Source organism: Micromonospora sp. CV4 (assembly GCF_003667455.1).
Lineage (GTDB): Bacteria > Actinomycetota > Actinomycetes > Mycobacteriales > Micromonosporaceae > Micromonospora.
The window spans coordinates 1-18,537 of the sequence record NZ_RCVI01000238.1 but is presented as its reverse complement, the minus strand read 5'-3'; the positions used below and the strand labels follow the sequence as shown (position 1 = coordinate 18,537).

At 72.0% G+C, this 18,537-nt stretch carries 21 protein-coding genes; 15 read left to right on the top strand and 6 right to left on the bottom strand.

Annotated features, from left to right (window positions below; translation table 11 throughout):
- Positions 1-57 precede the first annotated feature (57 nt).
- Both EAD98_RS11580 and EAD98_RS11575 read left to right on the top strand, forming a co-directional pair.
- Positions 58-1,146 (top strand): S-(hydroxymethyl)mycothiol dehydrogenase, encoded by a 1,089-nt coding sequence (locus tag EAD98_RS11580; RefSeq protein WP_121654054.1) that lies wholly within the window; start codon positions 58-60, stop codon positions 1,144-1,146.
- Positions 1,143-1,772: an MBL fold metallo-hydrolase gene (locus EAD98_RS11575; RefSeq protein WP_121654053.1), complete on the top strand. Its 630-nt coding sequence runs from the start codon at positions 1,143-1,145 to the stop codon at positions 1,770-1,772. Before EAD98_RS11580 ends, EAD98_RS11575 begins: the two co-directional genes overlap by 4 nt.
- A 103-nt stretch (positions 1,773-1,875) precedes the next feature.
- Here EAD98_RS11575 and tsaA read toward each other — a convergent pair whose 3' ends face one another.
- Positions 1,876-2,304 carry a tRNA (N6-threonylcarbamoyladenosine(37)-N6)-methyltransferase TrmO gene (tsaA, locus tag EAD98_RS11570; protein WP_121654052.1) on the bottom strand — a complete coding sequence of 143 codons (429 nt, stop codon included), beginning with the start codon at positions 2,302-2,304 and terminating at the stop codon, positions 1,876-1,878.
- Positions 2,305-2,364: 60 nt separating this feature from the next.
- Between tsaA and EAD98_RS11565 the strand changes: the two genes are divergently transcribed.
- Together EAD98_RS11565 and EAD98_RS11560 are read left to right on the top strand one after the other, a co-directional pair.
- Positions 2,365-2,835: a VOC family protein gene (locus tag EAD98_RS11565; RefSeq protein ID WP_121654051.1), complete on the top strand. Its 471-nt coding sequence runs from the start codon at positions 2,365-2,367 to the stop codon at positions 2,833-2,835.
- Between the two features lie 567 nt (positions 2,836-3,402).
- Positions 3,403-4,116 carry a hypothetical protein gene (locus tag EAD98_RS11560; RefSeq protein WP_121654050.1) on the top strand — a complete coding sequence of 238 codons (714 nt, stop codon included), beginning with the start codon at positions 3,403-3,405 and terminating at the stop codon, positions 4,114-4,116.
- 68 nt (positions 4,117-4,184) lie between these two features.
- Here the strand turns inward: EAD98_RS11560 and EAD98_RS11555 are convergent, their stop codons facing one another.
- The gene (locus tag EAD98_RS11555) at positions 4,185-5,555 is read right to left on the bottom strand and encodes a hypothetical protein (RefSeq protein WP_121654049.1); all 1,371 of its coding nucleotides are present in this window, start codon (positions 5,553-5,555) and stop codon (positions 4,185-4,187) included.
- Between the two features lie 146 nt (positions 5,556-5,701).
- Positions 5,702-7,039, bottom strand: a complete 1,338-nt coding sequence (gene gdhA / locus EAD98_RS11550; protein WP_121654067.1) for an NADP-specific glutamate dehydrogenase — start codon at positions 7,037-7,039, stop codon at positions 5,702-5,704.
- A 193-nt stretch (positions 7,040-7,232) separates the two neighbouring features.
- On the opposite strand from gdhA, the gene EAD98_RS11545 reads away from it, so the two are divergent.
- The 5 genes from EAD98_RS11545 to EAD98_RS11525 all read left to right on the top strand — a co-directional run bounded on the left by EAD98_RS11545 (position 7,233) and on the right by EAD98_RS11525 (position 12,322).
- Positions 7,233-7,544: a MazG-like family protein gene (locus tag EAD98_RS11545; RefSeq protein WP_121654066.1), complete on the top strand. Its 312-nt coding sequence runs from the start codon at positions 7,233-7,235 to the stop codon at positions 7,542-7,544.
- Positions 7,545-8,710: 1,166 nt separating this feature from the next.
- Positions 8,711-9,298, top strand: coding sequence for a hypothetical protein (locus EAD98_RS11540; protein ID WP_121654048.1), 588 nt, complete (start codon positions 8,711-8,713; stop codon positions 9,296-9,298).
- Positions 9,299-9,598: 300 nt separating this feature from the next.
- Complete coding sequence (locus tag EAD98_RS11535) at positions 9,599-10,561, top strand: hypothetical protein (protein ID WP_121654047.1); 963 nt, start codon at positions 9,599-9,601, stop codon at positions 10,559-10,561.
- Between the two features lie 62 nt (positions 10,562-10,623).
- On the top strand, positions 10,624-11,595 hold the full coding sequence (locus tag EAD98_RS11530) for a pirin family protein (protein WP_121654046.1): 972 nt from the start codon (positions 10,624-10,626) through the stop codon (positions 11,593-11,595).
- Positions 11,596-11,656: 61 nt separating this feature from the next.
- Complete coding sequence (locus EAD98_RS11525) at positions 11,657-12,322, top strand: hypothetical protein (protein ID WP_121654045.1); 666 nt, start codon at positions 11,657-11,659, stop codon at positions 12,320-12,322.
- 216 nt (positions 12,323-12,538) lie between these two features.
- Here EAD98_RS11525 and EAD98_RS11520 read toward each other — a convergent pair whose 3' ends face one another.
- Together EAD98_RS11520 and EAD98_RS11515 are read right to left on the bottom strand one after the other, a co-directional pair.
- Positions 12,539-13,207, bottom strand: coding sequence for a DUF1345 domain-containing protein (locus tag EAD98_RS11520; protein WP_121654044.1), 669 nt, complete (start codon positions 13,205-13,207; stop codon positions 12,539-12,541).
- A gap of 39 nt (positions 13,208-13,246) precedes the next feature.
- A complete protein-coding gene (locus EAD98_RS11515) occupies positions 13,247-13,516 on the bottom strand; it encodes a DUF2795 domain-containing protein (protein ID WP_121654043.1) in 270 nt (89 codons plus the stop codon).
- A gap of 179 nt (positions 13,517-13,695) precedes the next feature.
- Between EAD98_RS11515 and EAD98_RS11510 the strand changes: the two genes are divergently transcribed.
- The 5 genes from EAD98_RS11510 to EAD98_RS11490 all read left to right on the top strand — a co-directional run bounded on the left by EAD98_RS11510 (position 13,696) and on the right by EAD98_RS11490 (position 17,125).
- On the top strand, positions 13,696-14,106 hold the full coding sequence (locus EAD98_RS11510) for a DUF2267 domain-containing protein (RefSeq protein ID WP_121654042.1): 411 nt from the start codon (positions 13,696-13,698) through the stop codon (positions 14,104-14,106).
- Between the two features lie 218 nt (positions 14,107-14,324).
- Entirely contained in the window at positions 14,325-15,347 is a 1,023-nt protein-coding gene (locus EAD98_RS11505; RefSeq protein ID WP_121654041.1) for a TerC/Alx family metal homeostasis membrane protein, read from the top strand.
- Between the two features lie 76 nt (positions 15,348-15,423).
- On the top strand, positions 15,424-16,023 hold the full coding sequence (locus tag EAD98_RS11500; RefSeq protein WP_121654040.1) for a sulfite oxidase-like oxidoreductase: 600 nt from the start codon (positions 15,424-15,426) through the stop codon (positions 16,021-16,023).
- Complete coding sequence (locus tag EAD98_RS11495; protein ID WP_121654039.1) at positions 16,016-16,795, top strand: ferredoxin reductase; 780 nt, start codon at positions 16,016-16,018, stop codon at positions 16,793-16,795. Before EAD98_RS11500 ends, EAD98_RS11495 begins: the two co-directional genes overlap by 8 nt.
- Positions 16,796-16,831: 36 nt before the next feature.
- A complete protein-coding gene (locus tag EAD98_RS11490) occupies positions 16,832-17,125 on the top strand; it encodes a DUF6510 family protein (RefSeq protein WP_121654038.1) in 294 nt (97 codons plus the stop codon).
- An 89-nt stretch (positions 17,126-17,214) separates the two neighbouring features.
- Here the strand turns inward: EAD98_RS11490 and EAD98_RS11485 are convergent, their stop codons facing one another.
- Entirely contained in the window at positions 17,215-17,793 is a 579-nt protein-coding gene (locus tag EAD98_RS11485) for an ABATE domain-containing protein (protein WP_121654037.1), read from the bottom strand.
- Between the two features lie 124 nt (positions 17,794-17,917).
- Here EAD98_RS11485 and EAD98_RS11480 point away from each other — a divergent pair.
- A partial coding sequence (locus EAD98_RS11480) for a LacI family DNA-binding transcriptional regulator (protein WP_147457369.1) occupies positions 17,918-18,537 on the top strand: 620 nt, incomplete at its 3' end.

The window sequence follows — 18,537 nt, the reverse complement described above, 5'->3', positions numbered from 1 at the left end:
CCGGTCACCCGCCGGCCCGGCACCCGGCCCCGCCGCAGATCACCAGCAGGAGGCGAAGTGAGCCAGGAAGTCCGGGGAGTCATCTCCCGCAGCAAGGGCGCGCCGGTCGAGGTCACCACCATCGTGGTGCCCGATCCCGGTCCCGGTGAGGCGATCGTCCGGATCCAGTCCTGCGGGGTCTGCCACACCGACCTGCACTACCGCGAGGGTGGCATCAACGACGACTACCCGTTCCTGCTCGGCCACGAGGCGGCGGGCATCGTCGAGCAGGTGGGGGAGGGCGTCACCGACGTCGCCCCGGGTGACTTCGTGGTGCTCAACTGGCGGGCGGTCTGCGGGGTGTGTCGGGCCTGTCGCCGTGGCCGCCCCTGGTACTGCTTCAACACCCACAACGCCCGTCAGCGGATGACCCTCACCGACGGCACCGAACTCGCACCGGCCCTGGGCATCGGCGCGTTCGCCGAGAAGACCCTCGTGCACGCCGGACAGTGCACCAAGGTGGACCCGGCCGCCCGACCGGCCGCCGTGGGACTGCTCGGCTGCGGGGTCATGGCGGGTCTGGGCGCGGCCATGAACACCGGCAACGTCACCCGCGGCGACTCGGTCGCGGTGATCGGCTGCGGTGGCGTCGGCGACGCGGCGGTCGCCGGGGCGGCCCTCGCCGGCGCCACGACGATCGTCGCCGTGGACACCGACTCCCGGAAGCTGGACTGGGCGCGCAAGTTCGGCGCCACGCACACCGTGAACGCCTCCGAGACCGACCCGGTCGAGGCGATCCGCGCCGCCACCGGCGGCTTCGGCGCCGACGTGGTGATCGACGCCGTGGGTCGACCCGAGACGTGGAAGCAGGCGTTCTACGCCCGGGACCTGGCCGGCACCGTGGTGCTGGTGGGCGTGCCGACCCCGCAGATGACGATCGAGCTGCCGCTGCTGGACGTCTTCGGCCGCGGCGGCGCCCTCAAGTCCAGCTGGTACGGGGACTGCCTGCCCAGTCGGGACTTCCCGATGCTCACCGAGCTGTATCTCCAGGGCCGGCTCGACCTGGACGCGTTCGTCACCGAGGAGATCGCGCTGGACCAGGTCGAGAACGCGTTCGACCGGATGCACAACGGCGACGTGCTCCGGTCGGTGGTGGTGTTCCCGTGAGCGCGCGGGTCGAGCACGCGGTCACCGCCGGTACGTTTTCGCTCGACGGGCAGACCTTCGACGTGGACAACAACGTCTGGGTGCTGGGCGACGACACCGAGTGCGTCGTCTTCGACGCGCCGCACGACGTGGCCGCGATCCTCGCCGTGGTGGGTGACCGGCGGGTCCGGGCGATCCTGGCCACCCACGCGCACGACGACCACGTTCGCGTGGCGCCCGAGCTGGCCCAGGCCACCGGCGCGCCGGTGCTGCTGCACACCGCCGACCGGGTGCTCTGGGACATGGTCCACCCCAAGCTGCCGCCCAACGGCGAGTTGCACGACGGGCAGAGCATCGACGTGGCCGGCACCACGCTGCGGGTCCTGCACACCCCCGGCCACAGCCCCGGCGCGTGCAGCTTCCACGCGCCGGAGCTGGGCGTGGTGTTCACCGGCGACACGCTCTTCGCGGGGGGTCCGGGCGCCACCGGCCGCTCGTACAGCGATTTCGACACCATCGTCCGGTCGATCCGGACCCGGCTGCTCACCCTGCCGCCGGAGACGGTCGTGCACACCGGACACGGCGACGACACCACGATCGCCGCGGAGGCGCCGCACCTTCAGGAGTGGCTGGCCCGGGGCCACTGAGCCGGCCGCGGGCTGTCGGCGCGACGGCCTGTCGGCACGACCGCGGCCTGCGCTGCGCCGGCCCGCTGGCGCGGCTCTGGCCTCGCCGGGGCCGGCTGGCGCGTCAGCGCTCGTCGGCCGCGCCCAGCACCGGCTTGACGTCGAGCACCGGGGTGCCGTCCAGCGCCTCCAGGTCGGCGACCCGCACGCGCAGCCCGTCCACCGCCAGCACCCGCACCCGGTGCAGTCCGATCGGGTTGGGCCGGTGCGGGGAGCGGGTGCTGAACACGCCGGTCTCCGGCCGCGTCTCGTCGCCGCGCGGGTGCACCGCCAGCACGTCCCGCCGGGCCCGGTCCAACCAGGTCAGCACCAGCAGTTCCGCGCCGACCGGTACGTCGCGCACGGCCCGCTCGACCTGCGCGTCGAACACCAGCCAGGCATCCGGCGCGCCCTCGTCGCCCTGCTTCGGCGCACTCGCCGCGTCGGTCAGTGGCGAGACGACCCGCCCGACCGGCCGCAACAGGTACGCATCTTCGCGCTGGGCACGGGCCATGGTGGCTCCCTTCCGGACGGTCCAATCTAACCGGATCACGCCGGCACTAAGATCCTGCTCATGGCCGCCGAACACCCCGTACCCGTCGTCCGTCAGCTGCGCCTGGTGGTGGAGGCCGCCGACCACGAGGCCGCCGTCGCGTTCTTCCGCGACGCGCTCGGCCTCCGCGAGGAGGCGGCGTTCAGCGGCGACGGGGACGCCCGGGTGGTGATCCTGGACGCCGGCCGCGCCACCCTGGAGATCGCCAACCCGGCGCAGAAGCGCATGATCGACGAGGTCGAGGTGGGCCGGCAGGTCGCGCCGCGCATCCGGGTGGCCTTCGAGGTGGACGACACGGAGGCGACCACCGCCCGACTGGTGGCTGCCGGTGCGAGCGAGATCGCGCCGCCGACGCGTACGCCGTGGCAGTCGCTCAACTCCCGCCTTGACGCCCCAGCCGACCTCCAGATCACCATCTTCCAGGAACTGCTCACTCCGGACGAGGGTGTCGGGACGGGGCATGCGGAGTCCGAAGGTGACGGCGACAACTGAGTCGGGCAGTGGGCGGAACGGGGGCCCGGCCGCGGAGACCCTCCAGCGCCTCACACAGCCCTGGCACGTTCTCGTCCGCCAAGGCGAGCCGGACGGCAACCTCACCCACCGTGCTGGCTTAGACGCCCACTCACCGTAGCGACAAACCGCTAGCTGCCGGCCTCCCCATCACCGTGCATGGCCCCTTTGCTCTGCTTACCTCTACGCACCACGTCCCGTGAGCTGCGAATATGCCCTTTCCGTCAGCCACGGAGGTCTCTCACCGTGGTCACGGAACGTGGCCGGTGCGTATAGGTAAGCAGAGCAAAGGCTGGCGTTCGGACGGTTGCCGCCGGGTTCCGAAAACACCATCCGTCACGGCTGTCCGGCCTGATGTCGGCAGCACCCCCATGTCCGACCTGCGCCGTGACCGGGACCGCACCGAGCCAGCCCTCCGGCATTTCCGGAATGCCCGACAGGTGAACCTGGTTGTGTCCCCCGTACCGCCGGAGCCCAAACCCTTTCCGCGGTCATCTCCCGAGGAGCGTTCACCCCGGAGCGCTCCGCACGATCGAAAGGGCAACCATCGTGAAGGTCGACTTCACTCGATGGCTCCCCGCCATCGCTAAGGACTCGTACCGCAAGACCGCGCTGAGCGTTGTGGGTGTGGCCGCCCTCGGTGGCCTGGCACTCGCGCCGACGGCGGCCGCCGCCCCGGTCACCTCCGGGCCGCACCAGGGCGCCGTCGCCGCCATCGACCTCGCCACCGGAAAGGCCGCCACCACGGCACGCCAGGAGGACCAGCCCGTCGAATCCGGGCTGACCACCGGCTCCGCCACCGGCAAGCCCCCGGCTGGCAAGCCGAGCCGCGAGAAGCTCATTCCGCACGGCATCGAGGGCGCCCAGTCGCGCATCCCGCTCGACGACGCGCAGCTGGCCAACGCCCGGGCCATCGTCGACGCGGCCAAGAAGACCGGCGTCGGCGACCGTGGCGCGGTGATCGGCGTCGCCACCTCGTTGCAGGAGTCGAAGCTGTACAACCTCGGCCACCTCGGCGCGTACAACGACCACGACTCGCAGGGCCTGTTCCAGCAGCGCCCGTCGTCCGGTTGGGGTACGCCCGACCAGATCACCGACCCGGAGTACTCCGCCACGGCGTTCTTCAGCGCGCTGAAGAACGTGGGCGGCTGGCAGGACCTGCCGCTGACCACCGCGGCGCAGACCGTCCAGGTCTCCGCCTTCCCGTACGCGTACGCGCAGTGGGAGGAGCAGGCGGCGGACATCGTCCAGCAGCTCTGGTGACACCCGCACACACGACGCCGGCCGGCTCCCGAACAGGGGGCCGGCCGGCGTCGTCGTGTTCGGGTACCTCAGCAGGCCGGGTAGAGGCGCCGGGTGCCGATCCCGGCGGCGTACGCGGCCCGGTCGCTGAACCGGCAGCCGTAGTCGGGACGCGCGACCACCGCCGGGTCGGTCACCGTGTCGCCGGCGGGGCGGGCGCCGGTGCGTACCCAGGACACCAGGTCGTCCCAGGCGGCGCCGGCCTCGGCCGGGGTGAACTCGCAGTGCTGCGTGGCCCGGATGGCCCGCTGCACCACCAGCCGGCCGCGACCGTTGCGCGCCACATCGGTTGCGTACGCCTGCTCCATGCTGAACGGCACGAACAGGTCACCAAGGCCGTGCAGGCTGAGCACCGGCGCGGTCGGACGGCCGGCGATCCGCGGCACCTCGGTCAGCGTCGGCAGGATTCGCTGCCAGACGTTCTCCGGGGCGACCCGCCGCACGGCGGCGTTGACGTTGACCGGGCTGTTCGGGGTGTAGCGGGTGAGCAGGTTGGTGGAGAGCTGACCGGGCCGCTCGGCAGGGGAGTCGCCGCCGCTGGTCACGCTGATCGAGAAGAGAAAGTCCTTCCACACGGCGAACGCGGCGTCCGCGCCGGGCCTCGGTCCGCCCGAACGGTTCACCGTGATCGCCCGCAGCTGCTTACCCCGGTCGTTGGTGGTGTCCGGCCCGGTGGGGGTGAGCCCGGCGAGGCCGAGCGCCACCTGTATCCGGGGTACGGCGTTGGTCAGGTAGTCGGCCGGCGTGGGGTAGGCCGGCACCCCGGAGAGCGCCTGCGCGACCAGGTTGTAGTCGAGGTAGAAGTCGAGCAGCGTCTGGTCGCCGAGCACCCCGCACATGGGCAGCGCGCCGTCGTAGTAGCCGGGGTACTGCTCCAGCGAGCGGCCGATGACGTACCCGCCCATCGACACCCCCGCCAGGTAGGTGTGGTGCGGCCGACGGACCGTCCGTCCGAAGTGGTCGGCCAGTTCCTTCGTGCCCAGCACTCCGGAGCGGATGTGGAAGCCGTTGCGGTCGTACGAGGACGACGCCCAGGCGTACCCCTGCTCCAGCAGCCGCTGGCGCAGCCCGAAGCCGGGTTGCTCGGGGGAGAGCACCGTGCCCTGGCCGCGGTAGCCGTGCGCCCACAGCACCAGGTCACCGTTCCACCGGTCGGGGACCTCGATGATGTACCCGGCGTGGCGGTGCACGCCCTGACGTACCGTCGTCGGCTTGCCGGCCACGACCAGCGGCGCCAGCGGCGGGTTCTCGATGGTGTACCCGGGTAGCGGCTGACCGCCACCCGGGTCGCGGTCGGCGGTGGCGCTGGCTGGCGCGGCGCCGGCCAACCCGACCGCCAGGGTCAGTGTCGCGGTGGCGGCGAGCAGGCGGCGGAGGGTGCGAACGGGTGAGGACAGCATCGATGCTCCCCATCGGACGGATGTCGCCCGTGGGCGACCAGGCGGGACGGTTGCCTACCGGCCGGTAGCGTCCTGAACCTAGGACTGCCGTCGACCAGAGTCAATGGCTGCGCTGACCGGTCGGTCAGGCCCGACTGTCCGGCCGGTCAGACCAGACCGTGCGCCAGCATCGCCTCCGCCACCCGGCGGAACCCGTTGATGTTCGCCCCGGCCACGTAGTCGCCGGGCAGCCCGTACTCCTCGGCGGTGCTCCAGCAGCGGGCATGGATGTCCCGCATGGTCTCCCGCAGCCGCTGCTCCGACTGGGCGAACGTCCACGAGTCCCGGCTCGCGTTCTGCTGCATCTCCAGCGCGCTCACCGCCACCCCGCCGGCGTTGGCCGCCTTGCCTGGGGCGAACCGCACGCCGGCCCGGCCGAGGATCCGCACCGCCTCCGGCGTCGTCGGCATGTTCGCGCCCTCGACCACCGCCACGCAGCCGCCGGCCACCAGCGCCGCGGCCTCCGCGCCGCCGATCTCGTTCTGCGTCGCGCACGGCAGGGCCAGGTCGCAGGGCACCTCCCAGACGGTACGGTCGGGCACGGCCACCGCGTGCGGCACGTGCCGCAGGTAGTCGTCGAGCCGGCCCCGGCGCTCCTCCTTCAGCTCCCGCAGCAACTCCAGGTCGATGCCTTTTTCGTCGAGCAGGTACCCGTCGGAGTCCGAGCACGCCACCACGGTCCCGCCGAGCTGGTGCGCCTTCTCGATCGCGTAGATCGCCACGTTGCCCGAGCCGGAGACGACGACCCGCTTGCCCTCCAGGCTGTCGCCGCTCTGCCGCAACATCTCCTCGGCGAAGAACACCGCCCCGTAGCCGGTCGCCTCCCGGCGCGCCTGCGCACCCCCGTACGCCAGGCCCTTGCCGGTGAGCACACCGGACTCGTAGCGGTTGGTGATCCGTTTGTACTGGCCGAACAGGTAGCCGATCTCCCGGCTGCCCACCCCGATGTCCCCGGCCGGCACGTCGGTCTGCGCGCCGATGTGCCGGTGCAGCTCAGTCATGAAGCTCTGGCAGAAGCGCATCACCTCACGGTCCGAGCGTCCTTTCGGGTCGAAGTCCGCGCCGCCCTTCCCGCCGCCGATCGGCAGGCCGGTCAACGCGTTCTTGAAGATCTGCTCGAAACCGAGGAACTTCACGATGCCCAGGTAGACCGACGGGTGAAAGCGCAGCCCGCCCTTGAACGGGCCGAGCGCGCTGTTGAACTCCACCCGGAAGCCGCGGTTGACCCGAACCCGCCCACGGTCGTCCTCCCACGGCACCCGGAAGATAACCTGCCGTTCCGGTTCGCAGACCCGCTCGATGATCCGCGCCTCGGCGTACTCGGGGTGCCGGGCCAGCGCCGGACCAATGCTCTCCAGCACCTCCCGCACGGCCTGGTGGAACTCCGGCTCGCCCGGATTGCGGGCAACCACACTGGCGAACACCGTCTCGACGGTCTCCGGCATGACCGGCACGTCCCTTCCGTATCGGCGGCATCGTTGCCGCCACCGTGCCGGCGCGACCCACCGGCCGCCCCGGAGTACGGCCCACCGCCCTCGTCCGGTTCACCGCTCATCGGCCAGTCCTCGCGCCGACGCCTCCACCCCACGCCCGCCCCGGCTGCATGGCGCGGCGGGTGGGTCGGGTTGACTGGTGGCCGTGGACGAGTCGATCTGGGAGGCGGCCCGGGCGTCGCGCGGCTGGTTGGACGCTGCGAACGGCACCGGGCAGACGGAACTGACCTGTCGCATCCTCAAGGTGACCGAGGAAGCGGGGGAGGCGTCGGCGGCCTGGATCGGTCTGCTCGGGCAGAACCCGCGCAAGGGCGTCACGCACACCCGCGAGGACGTGGCAGCGGAGTTGGCTGACGTCGCCTTCACGGCGTTGGTGGCGATCGAGAGTCTGGGGCTGGATGCCCGGTCGGTGTTGGATTCCTGCGCCGCGAAGGTTCGCTCCCGTCTCGTTGGCTGAACGGGGTTCTGCCTGGTTTGCCCCTTGACCTGCGCTGCCGGGTTCGCGTGGGACGGGTGGGGCCCGCCGCGCCCGGCTCCGGGCGGTCAGGCTTGATCCCTGCGCCGGGCACGGCGGGCCCCACCCCGTCGGTGGTGGCCGTCCGCCGATCCCTGCCAGGGGTCAGCAAAGCGGCTCGCCGGGTCCGCGCGATCATCGGCCCTCGCTTGCCGCCCCCCGCTTGCCGGCGCCCCCGATCACCGGCGCCCCGAGCACCGGCCCCACGGTTGGCGGCGTGCGCGATCCCGGCCAGCCGATTGCCGGTCCCCCCGATTGCCGGTCCGCCCGATTGCCGGTCCGCCCGATCGCCGGTCCGCCCGATCGCCGGTCCGCCTGATTGTCGGTCCGCCCGATCGCCGGTCCGCCTGATTGTCGGCTTGCCCGATCCCCGGTGCCGCGCGGTCCGGCAAGTGGCGGCCTGTTCCGGTCTTGGGGAAATGCGGCCTCGGCCGGCCTCGGGGCGGTGGCTGTGGTGAGCGGTATACCTGTGAGTCATAAATATGCCTCTGAGGTATCGGGCTCGTTGACGACCTCGCCCCGGGATCGCCCGGGGAGTGCGTCTTCGGGGGTGATCGACTCGATATCGGGGATGTTGCGGTGTCCGGGGCTTGCGGATGCCCCGATATCGGCGATACCGAGTCGATCAACCCCCATGCCGGGCTCTTCGGCGCTGCACCGTCCGGCGAGTCCGATCCAGCCTGTCCGGTATGGGATGGTTTGACGGTGGTCGGGTGCGCCCGTGGGCTGGAATCGTGGCGGGCCCGGGGTCGTTACACACCCTGACGATCGCAGCACCACCGCCAGGTCACCTCCACCCCTCGGGGCTGGGATGACAGCGAGGCCGGGTAGGAATGCCCGCGGGTGCGCGGTCGTTGCAGACCCCCGACCGACCGACCGCACCAGCAGCCGCTTGCACGGGGTGCCGATGGATGGGCCGACCCCGGAATGACCCCGGCCCGGCGGTCGTTACACACAGACCCGGCGCCACGAGCCCCCGCCCGTAGGCCGCCGACCTTCAAGACTTTCCCCCGTGTATGAGAGCGCCGGACGAGGTGCTTGCACCCCGCGTGCCGTTCCCCGGAACTAGGCGCGTGTGGGGTGTCTACCCCCCGAAGGAGCCAACCCTCATGAACACGATCATTCGTAAGAGCGTGCTGTCCGTTGCTGGTCTGGCGTTCGCCGGTGGTGTGTTCGCTGGTCCGATCGCTCACGCTGGTGCTCCGGCGGTGGATGCGAAGCCGGTTGCGGTGGCGGTGCAGGCGGACAAGCCGGATATGGGCAAGCTGATCCCGCATGGTGTGCAGGGCGCGCAGTCGCACATCGACCTGAACGATGAGCAGACCGCGAACGTGAAGGCGATCATCGCCGCGACGAAGAAGGCTGGTCTGCCGGAGCGGGCTGCGGTGATCTCGATCGCCACGAGTCTGCAGGAGTCGAAGCTGGAGAACCTGGGCCACCTCGGCGACATGAACGACCATGACTCGCTGGGCCTGTTCCAGCAGCGCCCGAGCTCGGGTTGGGGTACGCCGGAGCAGATCACCGATCCGGAGTACTCGACGACCGCGTTCCTCAAGGGCCTCAAGCAGGTTGACGGTTGGCAGGACATGGCGTTGACCGACGCCGCGCAGACTGTGCAGGTCTCGGCGTACCCGGATGCCTACGCCCAGTGGGAGCAGCAGGCTGCTGACCTGGTCGCCCAGTACTGGAACAGCTGACCCACCGCACGACAGCAGAGGCACGACAGCAGAACACCGATCGACCGCTGGCCGGCACCCCGAACCTGGGGTGCCGGCCAGCGGCATGTCCACGATTGGCGACGCACGGCAGCGGAGCGTCAGCGCTGAGTGATCCGAATGGTGGGCGGGTACGTACCCACGGGAGGGGACCGGCGGAGGGACAAGGGCATGGCCGCAGTGGGGCAGGGCACGGATCACCAGCCGGAGCCAGAGCCGGAGCCGGAGCCAGAACCGACGGGTGATGCCACCCCACGTCGGAGCTGGTCCATCGGCACTCGGATGTTGCTGGCCGCCACGGCCGTCGTGCTGATCCTCGGCGCCGCCGCGGTGGTCGTGATCATTGCCGATCCGCACCGCCTCGGGATGTCCTACTCCAGCGCACCCGACGATGCCCGCCCCGACGTCACCCGCCCGGACGGCACCCGCCCCGACGGCACCAGGCCGGACGGCACTCGCCCCGACGGCACCCGGTCCGACGGCGCGTTCCCGGATCATGTCCGCCCCGGCAGCTTCCAACCCGACGCTGGTCGACCGGACGATGCCGGATCGGACGCCGGCTCTCGGGCTGGCGCGGCCGACACCGACAAGGGCGGCGGCGGGCCGGGCGGCGACCGCGCGGCAGGCGCCGGGGAGACGGTGAGAGCGCCGTTGGCGGGGCGGCAGCGGGCCACCTTTGTGCTCGCGGACGGACTCTCCTCGTTCGAGCTGCGGGTGGTCGACCTGGGTGACGACCTGTACCGGATCAGCAGTCCGGCCGACTCGGGCGTGACGGCTCAGCCGACGGTGCAGGGCGAGACGGTACGGCTGAACGTGGGGGCCACCGGTTCGTCCGGGGTGCGGGCGGTGCGGGTTCTGCTCAACGAGAGGACCAGCTTGCGTCTCCACCTGGCCGGGGGCGTGAGCAGTCAGGTGCTGGACCTGACCCACGCCCGCCTGCTGGGGTTGGAGCTCGCTGGCGGTTCGGCCCACACCGGACTGCTCCTGCCACCCGTCATTGGCACCATGACGGTCCGGCTGACCGGTGGGGCCAGCCAACTCGACGTCCGGGTGCCCGGTGAGCCGCCGGTACGGGTCCGTGCGGGAGCAGGTGCCGCCTCGGTGGTGCTGCGCGACGCGCGCTGGGCCGGGGTGGCCGCCGGCACGCTGGTGGACACACCGGGGTGGGACCGGTCGGCGGACCGGCTCTACCTCGACCTGGTGGCGGGAGTCAGCAGTGTGACGGTGGGCGCCAGCACCCGGTGAACCGAGCCACCCGGTGCGGGAAGCGCCGCGGACGCGGGTGGGCGCGAGCGTACAGTCGGGCGGTGGAGCGTACTGAATCGATGCTGGCGGAGACCCGACCGCCCGGTGTGGCCGACGTCGATCCCGGCAGCGTGCTGCTGCCCGGCCACGACGTGCCGCTGGGCCGTTACACGACCGTCCGCCGGCTGTTGCCGCAGCGCCCCCGCCGGATGGTCGGCGCGTGGTGCTTCGTGGACCATTTCGGCCCGGACGACGTGGAGCAGCGCCCCGGCATGGAGGTGCCGCCGCATCCGCACACCGGCCTGCAGACGGTGACCTGGCTGCTGGAGGGCGAGATCCTGCACCGGGACAGCCTGGGCAACATCCAGCCGATCCGGCCCGGTCAGCTGAACGTGATGACCTCCGGGCACGGCATCGCCCACTCCGAGCGGTCGCCGGAAACCCATCCGCCGGTGATGCACGGCGTGCAGCTCTGGGTGGCGCTGCCGGACCCGGCGCGAGCCGGAGCGGCGGACTTCGCGCACCACGCGGACCTGCCGCGCTGGCGCGACGGCGATCTGGACCTGACGCTGCTGGTCGGTGAGTTCGCCGGACAGCGATCCCCGGCGGTGGTGCACACCCCGCTGGTCGGCGTGCAGCTGGAGCTGACCGGCACCGGGCCGACGACGCTGCCGCTGCGACCCGATTTCGAGTACGCGCTGCTGGCGATGTCCGGTTCCGCCGAGGCGGCCGGTGTCGGGTTCGAACCCGGCGCGCTGCTCTACCTGGGCTCGAATCGGCGCGAGCTGACCGTACGCGGCGGGGCCGGGGCCCGGTTGCTGCTGCTGGGCGGTACGCCGTTCGACGAGCCGCTGGTGATGTGGTGGAACTTCGTCGGCCGCTCGCACGAGGAGGTCGTCCAGGCCCGGGAGGACTGGATGGCCGGGCGACGCTTCGGCGTGGTCGCCGACGATCCGGCGCCGCCGCTGCCGGCGCCCGACCTGCCCACCACCCGACTCAAGGCCCGCGACCGCACGGGCGGCCTGCACGGCTGAGGCCAGGCCCGCTCGGCGCAGCCCCGGCGTGTGACCGACGTCGGCGTGGGTAGTCGCCGGCATGGCGACCACTTTGATCACTCCGGTGGAGGACCGTAAGCGCCTGGCCCGCCGGCTCGCCGGCAGCGGACGGGGCTTCGCCGAGCAGTACGGCTTCCGGGTCACGAACAACCCGGCGAGCCTCTTTCAGGTGCTCTACCTCGCGGTGCTGCTCGCCCGACGGGGTGATTTCCGTCGGGCGGTGGACGGCGCGGGGGCGTTGCGCGACGAGGGGTGGGACAGCGCTGCCCGGTTGGCGCGTTCGCTGCATCAGGACCGGGTGCGGGTGCTGCGCGACAGCGGCCAGCGCGGCGACGTGGACGCGTTGGCCGACGTGCTGGGCGACCTGGCTCGTACGGTCGTCGAGCGGTACCGGGGTGACCTGCGCCGACTGCGCGCGTTGGCGCACCACGACCCGACGAGGGAGCGCAAGCTCCTCGCGGAGCTGCCCGGGGTGGACGACCAGGTGGTCGACCTGTTCCTCCGCGAGGCGCAGGCGCTGTGGCGGGAGGTCGCCCCGGTGGCCGACCGGCGGGCGTTGGCCGCGGCCCGCCGGCTCGGGCTCGGCCGGTCCGCCGACGACCTGGCCGGGTTGGCCGGCAGCGGTGAGTCGGAGCGGCTGGCCTGGCTGGTGGGGGCGCTGGCGCGGGTGGACCTGGAGCACCGGTACGCGGAGCTGACCAGTTGACCATGACGTGCCCTGGCCCACAGTTCGGCAAAAACTGACCGTACGGAGGATGTTCTGTCGTATGGTTGTACCCGGCAGTGCTGGCCGCTCGGTTCGAGCGCCCATCCACCGCCTGGTGATCGCCTCCGGTTCGGACGCGACTCACCGCCTGGGCAGGTTTGCGTGGCGCCCCCGGTCGCGGTTCGTGGCCCCGGGGCGCCCGCCTGTCCCGGCGTCTCAGCGGGCCAGCCCCGCCAGCAGGTTCACCGTGACGGCGATGATGAACGCGCCGAACAGGTACGACACCATCGAGTGCCGCAGCACCGCGCGACGCATCTCGTTGCTGGTCAGGTTCGTGTCGGAGACCTGGAACGTCGTCCCGATGGTGAACGTCATGTAGGCGAAGTCGGAGTACCGGGGCGGCTCGGGCTGGTTGAAGTTCACGCCACCGTCCGGGCCGGTGTAGTAGATCCGGGCGTACCGGGCGCCGAACACGGTGTGCACCACCAGCCAGGAGAGCACCACACTGAGCACGCCCAGCCCGCCGGACACCTCCCGGCGCAGCCCGGGCGGCGTGGAGTGGGCGCTGGCCAGCACCAGCCCCACCGCCAGCAGGCTGGCCACGCAGGCGATCAGCAGCACCAGATCACGGACGGCCCGGTTGGGGTCCTCGTACGAGGCGACCCGCGAGGTCTGTGCGGCGTCCAGCGGCCAGAGCTTGCGCCAGACCAGCCACAGCCAGCTCAGCGCGGCCGCGTCCCAGCCGACCAGCGGGGCGAGCGGCCAGGACCACAGCGCGGCGACGATGCCGCCGACGACGATGCCCACCACCCCCACCAGGACGAGCTGCAACGCGGCCGGGGTGTGCCCGTCCGGCGCCCGGGGCAGCTGACGCGCGCGGGTCATCCGCGCTGCCCCAGCACCCGGGCGGTCACGACTGTGGGGTCAGATGCCACGCAGGTGCTGCGAGACACGGTTGTGCTTGTCCCGGGCCTGCGCGGCGCGCTGCGAAGGGCCCACCTCCGGGGCCGCCTCGATGCCGGCCGACCGGGCCACCTCGGTGCCGTTCGCGTAGTCCACCGGCGGGAGGGCGCGCAACGCCTTCAGCACGTCCGGCGGGGCACCCTCCCGCTCGGCCTCGCGGACCACGTCGTCCTTCTCGGCCGGGTAGTCCAGGCTCGACAGGTACTGCAGGACGTCGGCGTAGCTCGCCATGGCAGGGGCTCCCTCGGGACATCGATGTGGTCACGACGGGCGGCGGTTACCCGCTCGCCTCCCGGTCACGCCCGGGTCAACGGTCGAATCAGCTGCCGTTTCCCCCGGGCTGCCGCGGGTACCCGCGGCCGACGCCGAACGCCAGCCCGAGGCCGAACGCCAGCCCGAGGGGGTACGCGATGAACTACGACACCTTCATCGACCAGGTTTCCCAGCGCACCCGGGCGCCGTCGGAGCGCGCGGTCGAGTTGACCCGGGCCGTGCTGGAGACGTTCGCCGAGCGGCTGACCGGCGGCGAGGTGCTGGATCTGGCCGCCCAGCTGCCCAAGCCGCTGCAACTGGTGTTGAAGCCGAGCCCGCGTACCGAGCAGGCGGACCGCTTCGGGGCGACCGAGTTCGTGGCCCGGGTGGCGTTGCGCGCCGACGTGGAGGAGCCCGTGGCCCGCGATGCCGTCCGGGCGGTCTTCACCACCCTGCGCGAGGCGATCAGCGGCGGGGAGTTCGACGACGTGGCGACCCAACTGCCGCGCGACTACCGGCAGCTCGTCGAGCCGGCGATGGCCCCGGGAGCGACGTTGCGGCGCGGCTGACCGCGCTCCACCCGGGCGGTACACAGCGATTGATCAGGGCAACCATCGACGTCCCGCTTGGCGTCGAGATTGAGCCTGGCCTAACCTTGTCCTGCGAGGGGAGTACTTCCCACGAACCATTCCGGTCAGTACGGCGCGCCCGGCGCGCCTCGGGTGGTTGCCCAGCTGTTGATGGGTGAAGGAGACCTCGAACATGACACGGTGTTCGAGGAGGCCCCATGACCGAAGTGTCGTACCTGTCCGCTGCCGGTGAGTTGTCGTCGGTGGGCACGCCCACGCTGTGGGCGGTGACCATCGCCGGCGTACTGCTGCTGCTGGTGCTGGACTTCCTGGTCACCCGCCGCCCGCACGAGGTGTCGATGCGGGAGGCGATCGGCTGGTCGGCGTTCTACATCGCCCTGCCGCTGGCGTTCGGCGGCTGGATCTGGGCCCGCTACGGCTCCGAGTTGGGCGTGCAGTACCTCACCGGCTACCTGGTGGAGAAGTCGCTCTCGGTCGACAACCTCTTCGTCTTCATGCTGCTGCTGGCCGCGTTCGCGGTGCCGGCGGTGCTCGCCCAGCGGGTGCTGCTCTACGGCATCGCCGGCGCGCTGGTGCTGCGGGCGGTCTTCATCGCCCTCGGTGCGGCGGCGTTGCAGACCCTCGACTTCGCCTTCCTGCTCTTCGCGATCATCCTCATCGCCACTGCGGTGAAGCTGCTCCGCGACGCCCTCTCCGGGCATCAGCAGGAGGTCGACATCAACAAGATGCGCTCGGTGCGGGTGCTGCGCAGGTTCATGCCGGTGGTCGACGAGTACCACGGCACCCGGATGACCGTCCGGCAGGGCGCGAAGCGGGCGCTCACCCCGTTCGCCCTGGTGGTGGTCGCGGTGCTGGCCACCGACGTGGTCTTCGCGGTCGACTCGGTGCCGGCGGTCTACGGCATCACCGAGGACCCGTACCTCGTCTTCGCCACCAACGCGTTCGCCCTGCTCGGTCTGCGCGCGCTCTACTTCGTCCTGCACGCGGCGCTGAGCCGGCTGGTGCACCTCAGCTACGGCCTGGCCATCATCCTGGCGTTCATCGGGCTCAAGCTGGGCCTGCACTGGGCGCACGGAATCTGGGAGAGCGTGCCGCAGATCCCCACTCTCGCCTCGCTCGGTGTGATCATCGGAGTGCTGGTGGTGGTCACGCTGACCAGCCTGCGCGCCACTCGGGGCGGTCAGCCCGAGGAGCGCGAGGTGGTCGCGGAGCGGCGCTGACCGCGCCGCGCCGGGGCGACGAGGAGGTACGCGGGAAAGCTCCCGCCCCGGCCGGCGCGGGTGGTACGACTGTGCAATGGGAATCGTGTCACCGGGCTTTCAGGGTCGGCCCCGAACACAGGAGCCGGCCCTGCCACCCGGGCAGTACCTGACCGAGGACTTCCCGGTGCTCTCGGCCGGCCCGACGCCCCGGGTGTCGCTGGACACCTGGGAGTTCGTCATCGCCGCCGAGAACGGCACCGAGCACCGGTGGTCGTGGCAGGAGCTGATGGCGCTGCCGCAGGAGACGCCGATGGTGGACATCCACTGCGTCACCCACTGGTCCAAGCTCGGCACCACCTGGCAGGGCGTCTCACTGGACACCCTGCTCGACGGCGTGGACACCGGGGCGCATTTCGCGCTCGCACACTCGTACGGCGGGTACACCACCAACCTGCCGCTGGACGACCTGCGCGGCGGCCGGGCCTGGGTGGCGCACACCTTCGACGGCGCGCCGCTGGCGCCCGAGCACGGCGGGCCGGCACGGCTGCTGGTGCCGCACCTCTACTTCTGGAAGTCCGCCAAGTGGGTGCGCGGCATCCGGCTCAAGACGATGGACGAGCCGGGGTTCTGGGAGACCGCCGGGTACCACGACTACGGCGACCCGTGGCGCGAGCAGCGGTATCAGGGTGACTGAGCGCGCGGTCGCGACGGGCACCCCGGCGCGGGCTCCGATCCGCTGGCAGGTCGGCCGGCTGGTGGAGCGCCGGGTGGAGACACCGAGCGCGCAGACCCTGGTGCTGGAGGTGCCGGACTGGCCGGGGCACCTGCCCGGGCAGCACGTCGACCTGCGGCTGACCGCCCCGGACGGGTACCAGGCCGCCCGGTCGTACTCGGTGGCCGGGCCCGTGGTGGACGGTCCGGGTGGCCCGCGCATCGAGGTGACCGTGCAGCGGGTGCCGGACGGCGAGGTGTCGCCGTACCTGATCGACGTCTACGGCGCGGGCGACCCGGTGGAGGTCCGCGGCCCGCTCGGCGGCTGGTTCATCTGGCGGCCGGAGGAGACCGCGCCGGTGCAGCTGCTCGCCGGCGGTTCCGGCATCGTGCCGCTGATGGCGATGATCCGGGCTCGCCGGGAGACCGGCAGCAAGGTGCCGTTCCGGCTGCTCTACTCGGTGCGTACGCCCGACGACGTGATCTACGGCGACGAGCTGCGCCGCCGGGTCCGCGACGACTTCGGGCTGGACGTGGCGTACGTGTACACCCGCGAGGCGCCCGAGGGGTGGCGTGGTGAGCCGCACCGGATCGGGCTGGCCGACGTCAACACCCACGGCTGGCCGCCGGACCTGGAACCGCTCACCTACGTGTGCGGCCCGACCGGGTTCGTGGAGGCCGTGGCCGACCTGCTGGTGGGGCTGGGCCACCCGTCGCGGCGGGTGAAGACCGAACGCTTCGGCCCCACCGGCTGACCGCCCCCGCCCGCCACGCAACGTCGAGGAGACCCGATGACCGAGATGTCGTACCTGGACGGCAACATGCTCGACGGCCCGCTGCGCGAGCTGTTCGCCGTCGACCTGAGCACCGCGATGGGCCGCTGCGAGAACTGCGGAATGACCGGCTCGATGGCCAGCCTGCACGTCTTCTCGCACGCCCCGGGCCTGGTCGCGCGCTGTCCGTCGTGTGAAGAGGTGATGCTGCGGCTGGTCCGGGGGCCCGACCGGGCGTGGCTGGACCTGCGCGGCACCACGTTCCTCCAGGTCCCGTTGCCGCTGGAGCAGACCCGTCCCGGCCCGCTCTGACGGATCGGTCGACCATCGCCGGCGCCCCGACCTGCGCTCCGTCGATCTCCCGACTGGCTGAGTAGGCGGCGGTACGGGCGCGAGCCCGGTCAGCGCCCGCCGTCGGAGGCCGCCCGGGTGCGGCCGGTGCGCACGGCGTACGCCCGCTTCATCTTGATGTAGTTGCCGCAGCCGGCCATGGAGCACCAGCGGCGGGCCTGGTTGCGGGAGGCGTCGTAGTAGGCCCAGCGGCAGGTGTCGCGGGCGCAGACCTTGAGCCGCGGCCAGGTGCCGTCCTCGCCGCACACGCGGATCGCGTCGACCAGCCCCGCCAGCGCCCGGTCCAGGGGCGCGGCCCCGGCGGCGACCAGGCGGTGGCCGTCGTCGGCGAAGCGCAGCGCGACGGGCGCGCCGGCCAGGGCTCGGTTGAGCTGGTCGATCGCCGCCGGGTCGCCGTGGTGACCGGCGTGACCGAGCAGTACGGCGCGCAGCCCCTCCCGGACCGTCACTGCCACGTCGAGGTCCGCCGGCCCGAGGTACGTGTCCTGCGCCAGCAGGTTCCGTTCGACGAACCAGTCGCGCAACCGGTCGGGGCTGGTCAACATCTCGTCGTCGATCTGCGGCTCGAAGGTGTTCACGAAGTCCCGGACGAGCCGTACGGCGGCCGGCACCCCAGCGTCGTCCTCCACCGACCACCCCCTTCCTTTTCACACCACCGTAGCGCCTTGACAGGTGTGAAATCGCCTGCAAGGGTCGGAACTACACCAGCGAAATGACTTTGGTGGTGTGACGTTGTTCGGGGGAGGGCGGGTCGTGGCTTCCACGCTCAAGGACGTGGCACGGCTCGCTGACGTGTCGGTGAAGACCGTCTCCAACGTGATCAACGGTTACCCCCACGTGAGCCCGGACGTGCGCCACCGGGTCGAGACCGCCGTCGCCCAGCTGCGCTACCGGCCGAACGTGTCCGCCCGGACCCTGCGGACCGGCCGCACCGGTGTGCTCGCCCTCGTCCTGCCCGACGGCGACGTGCCCTACCCGGACGATCTCGCGCGTGAGGTCGTTCGCGCCGCCGGGAGCCGGGGCTACCGGGTCGTCATCGAGCAGGCCGGGCCCGACGACGAGCGGGCAGCGCCGACGCCGGCTGACGCCCGGGCGATGCCGGTGGACGGGGTGCTGGTGAGCGCGCCCGTCGCGCCGGCCGAATTGGTCGAGGCGCTGGCCGCCGCGGGACGTCCCGTCGTGCTCGTCGGCGGCGAGGCCCGACACGGGCACTGCGACCGGGTGACGGTCGACGTGGCCGGGGCGGCCGAGGACGCCGTCGGGCACCTGCTGCGCGCCGGCCGCCGGCGGATCGCCGCGATCGGCGCGTGCCCGACGGACCCGGGTGCGCCGCCCACGGCCGGCTATCACCGCGCGCTGCGCCGGGCCGGGCA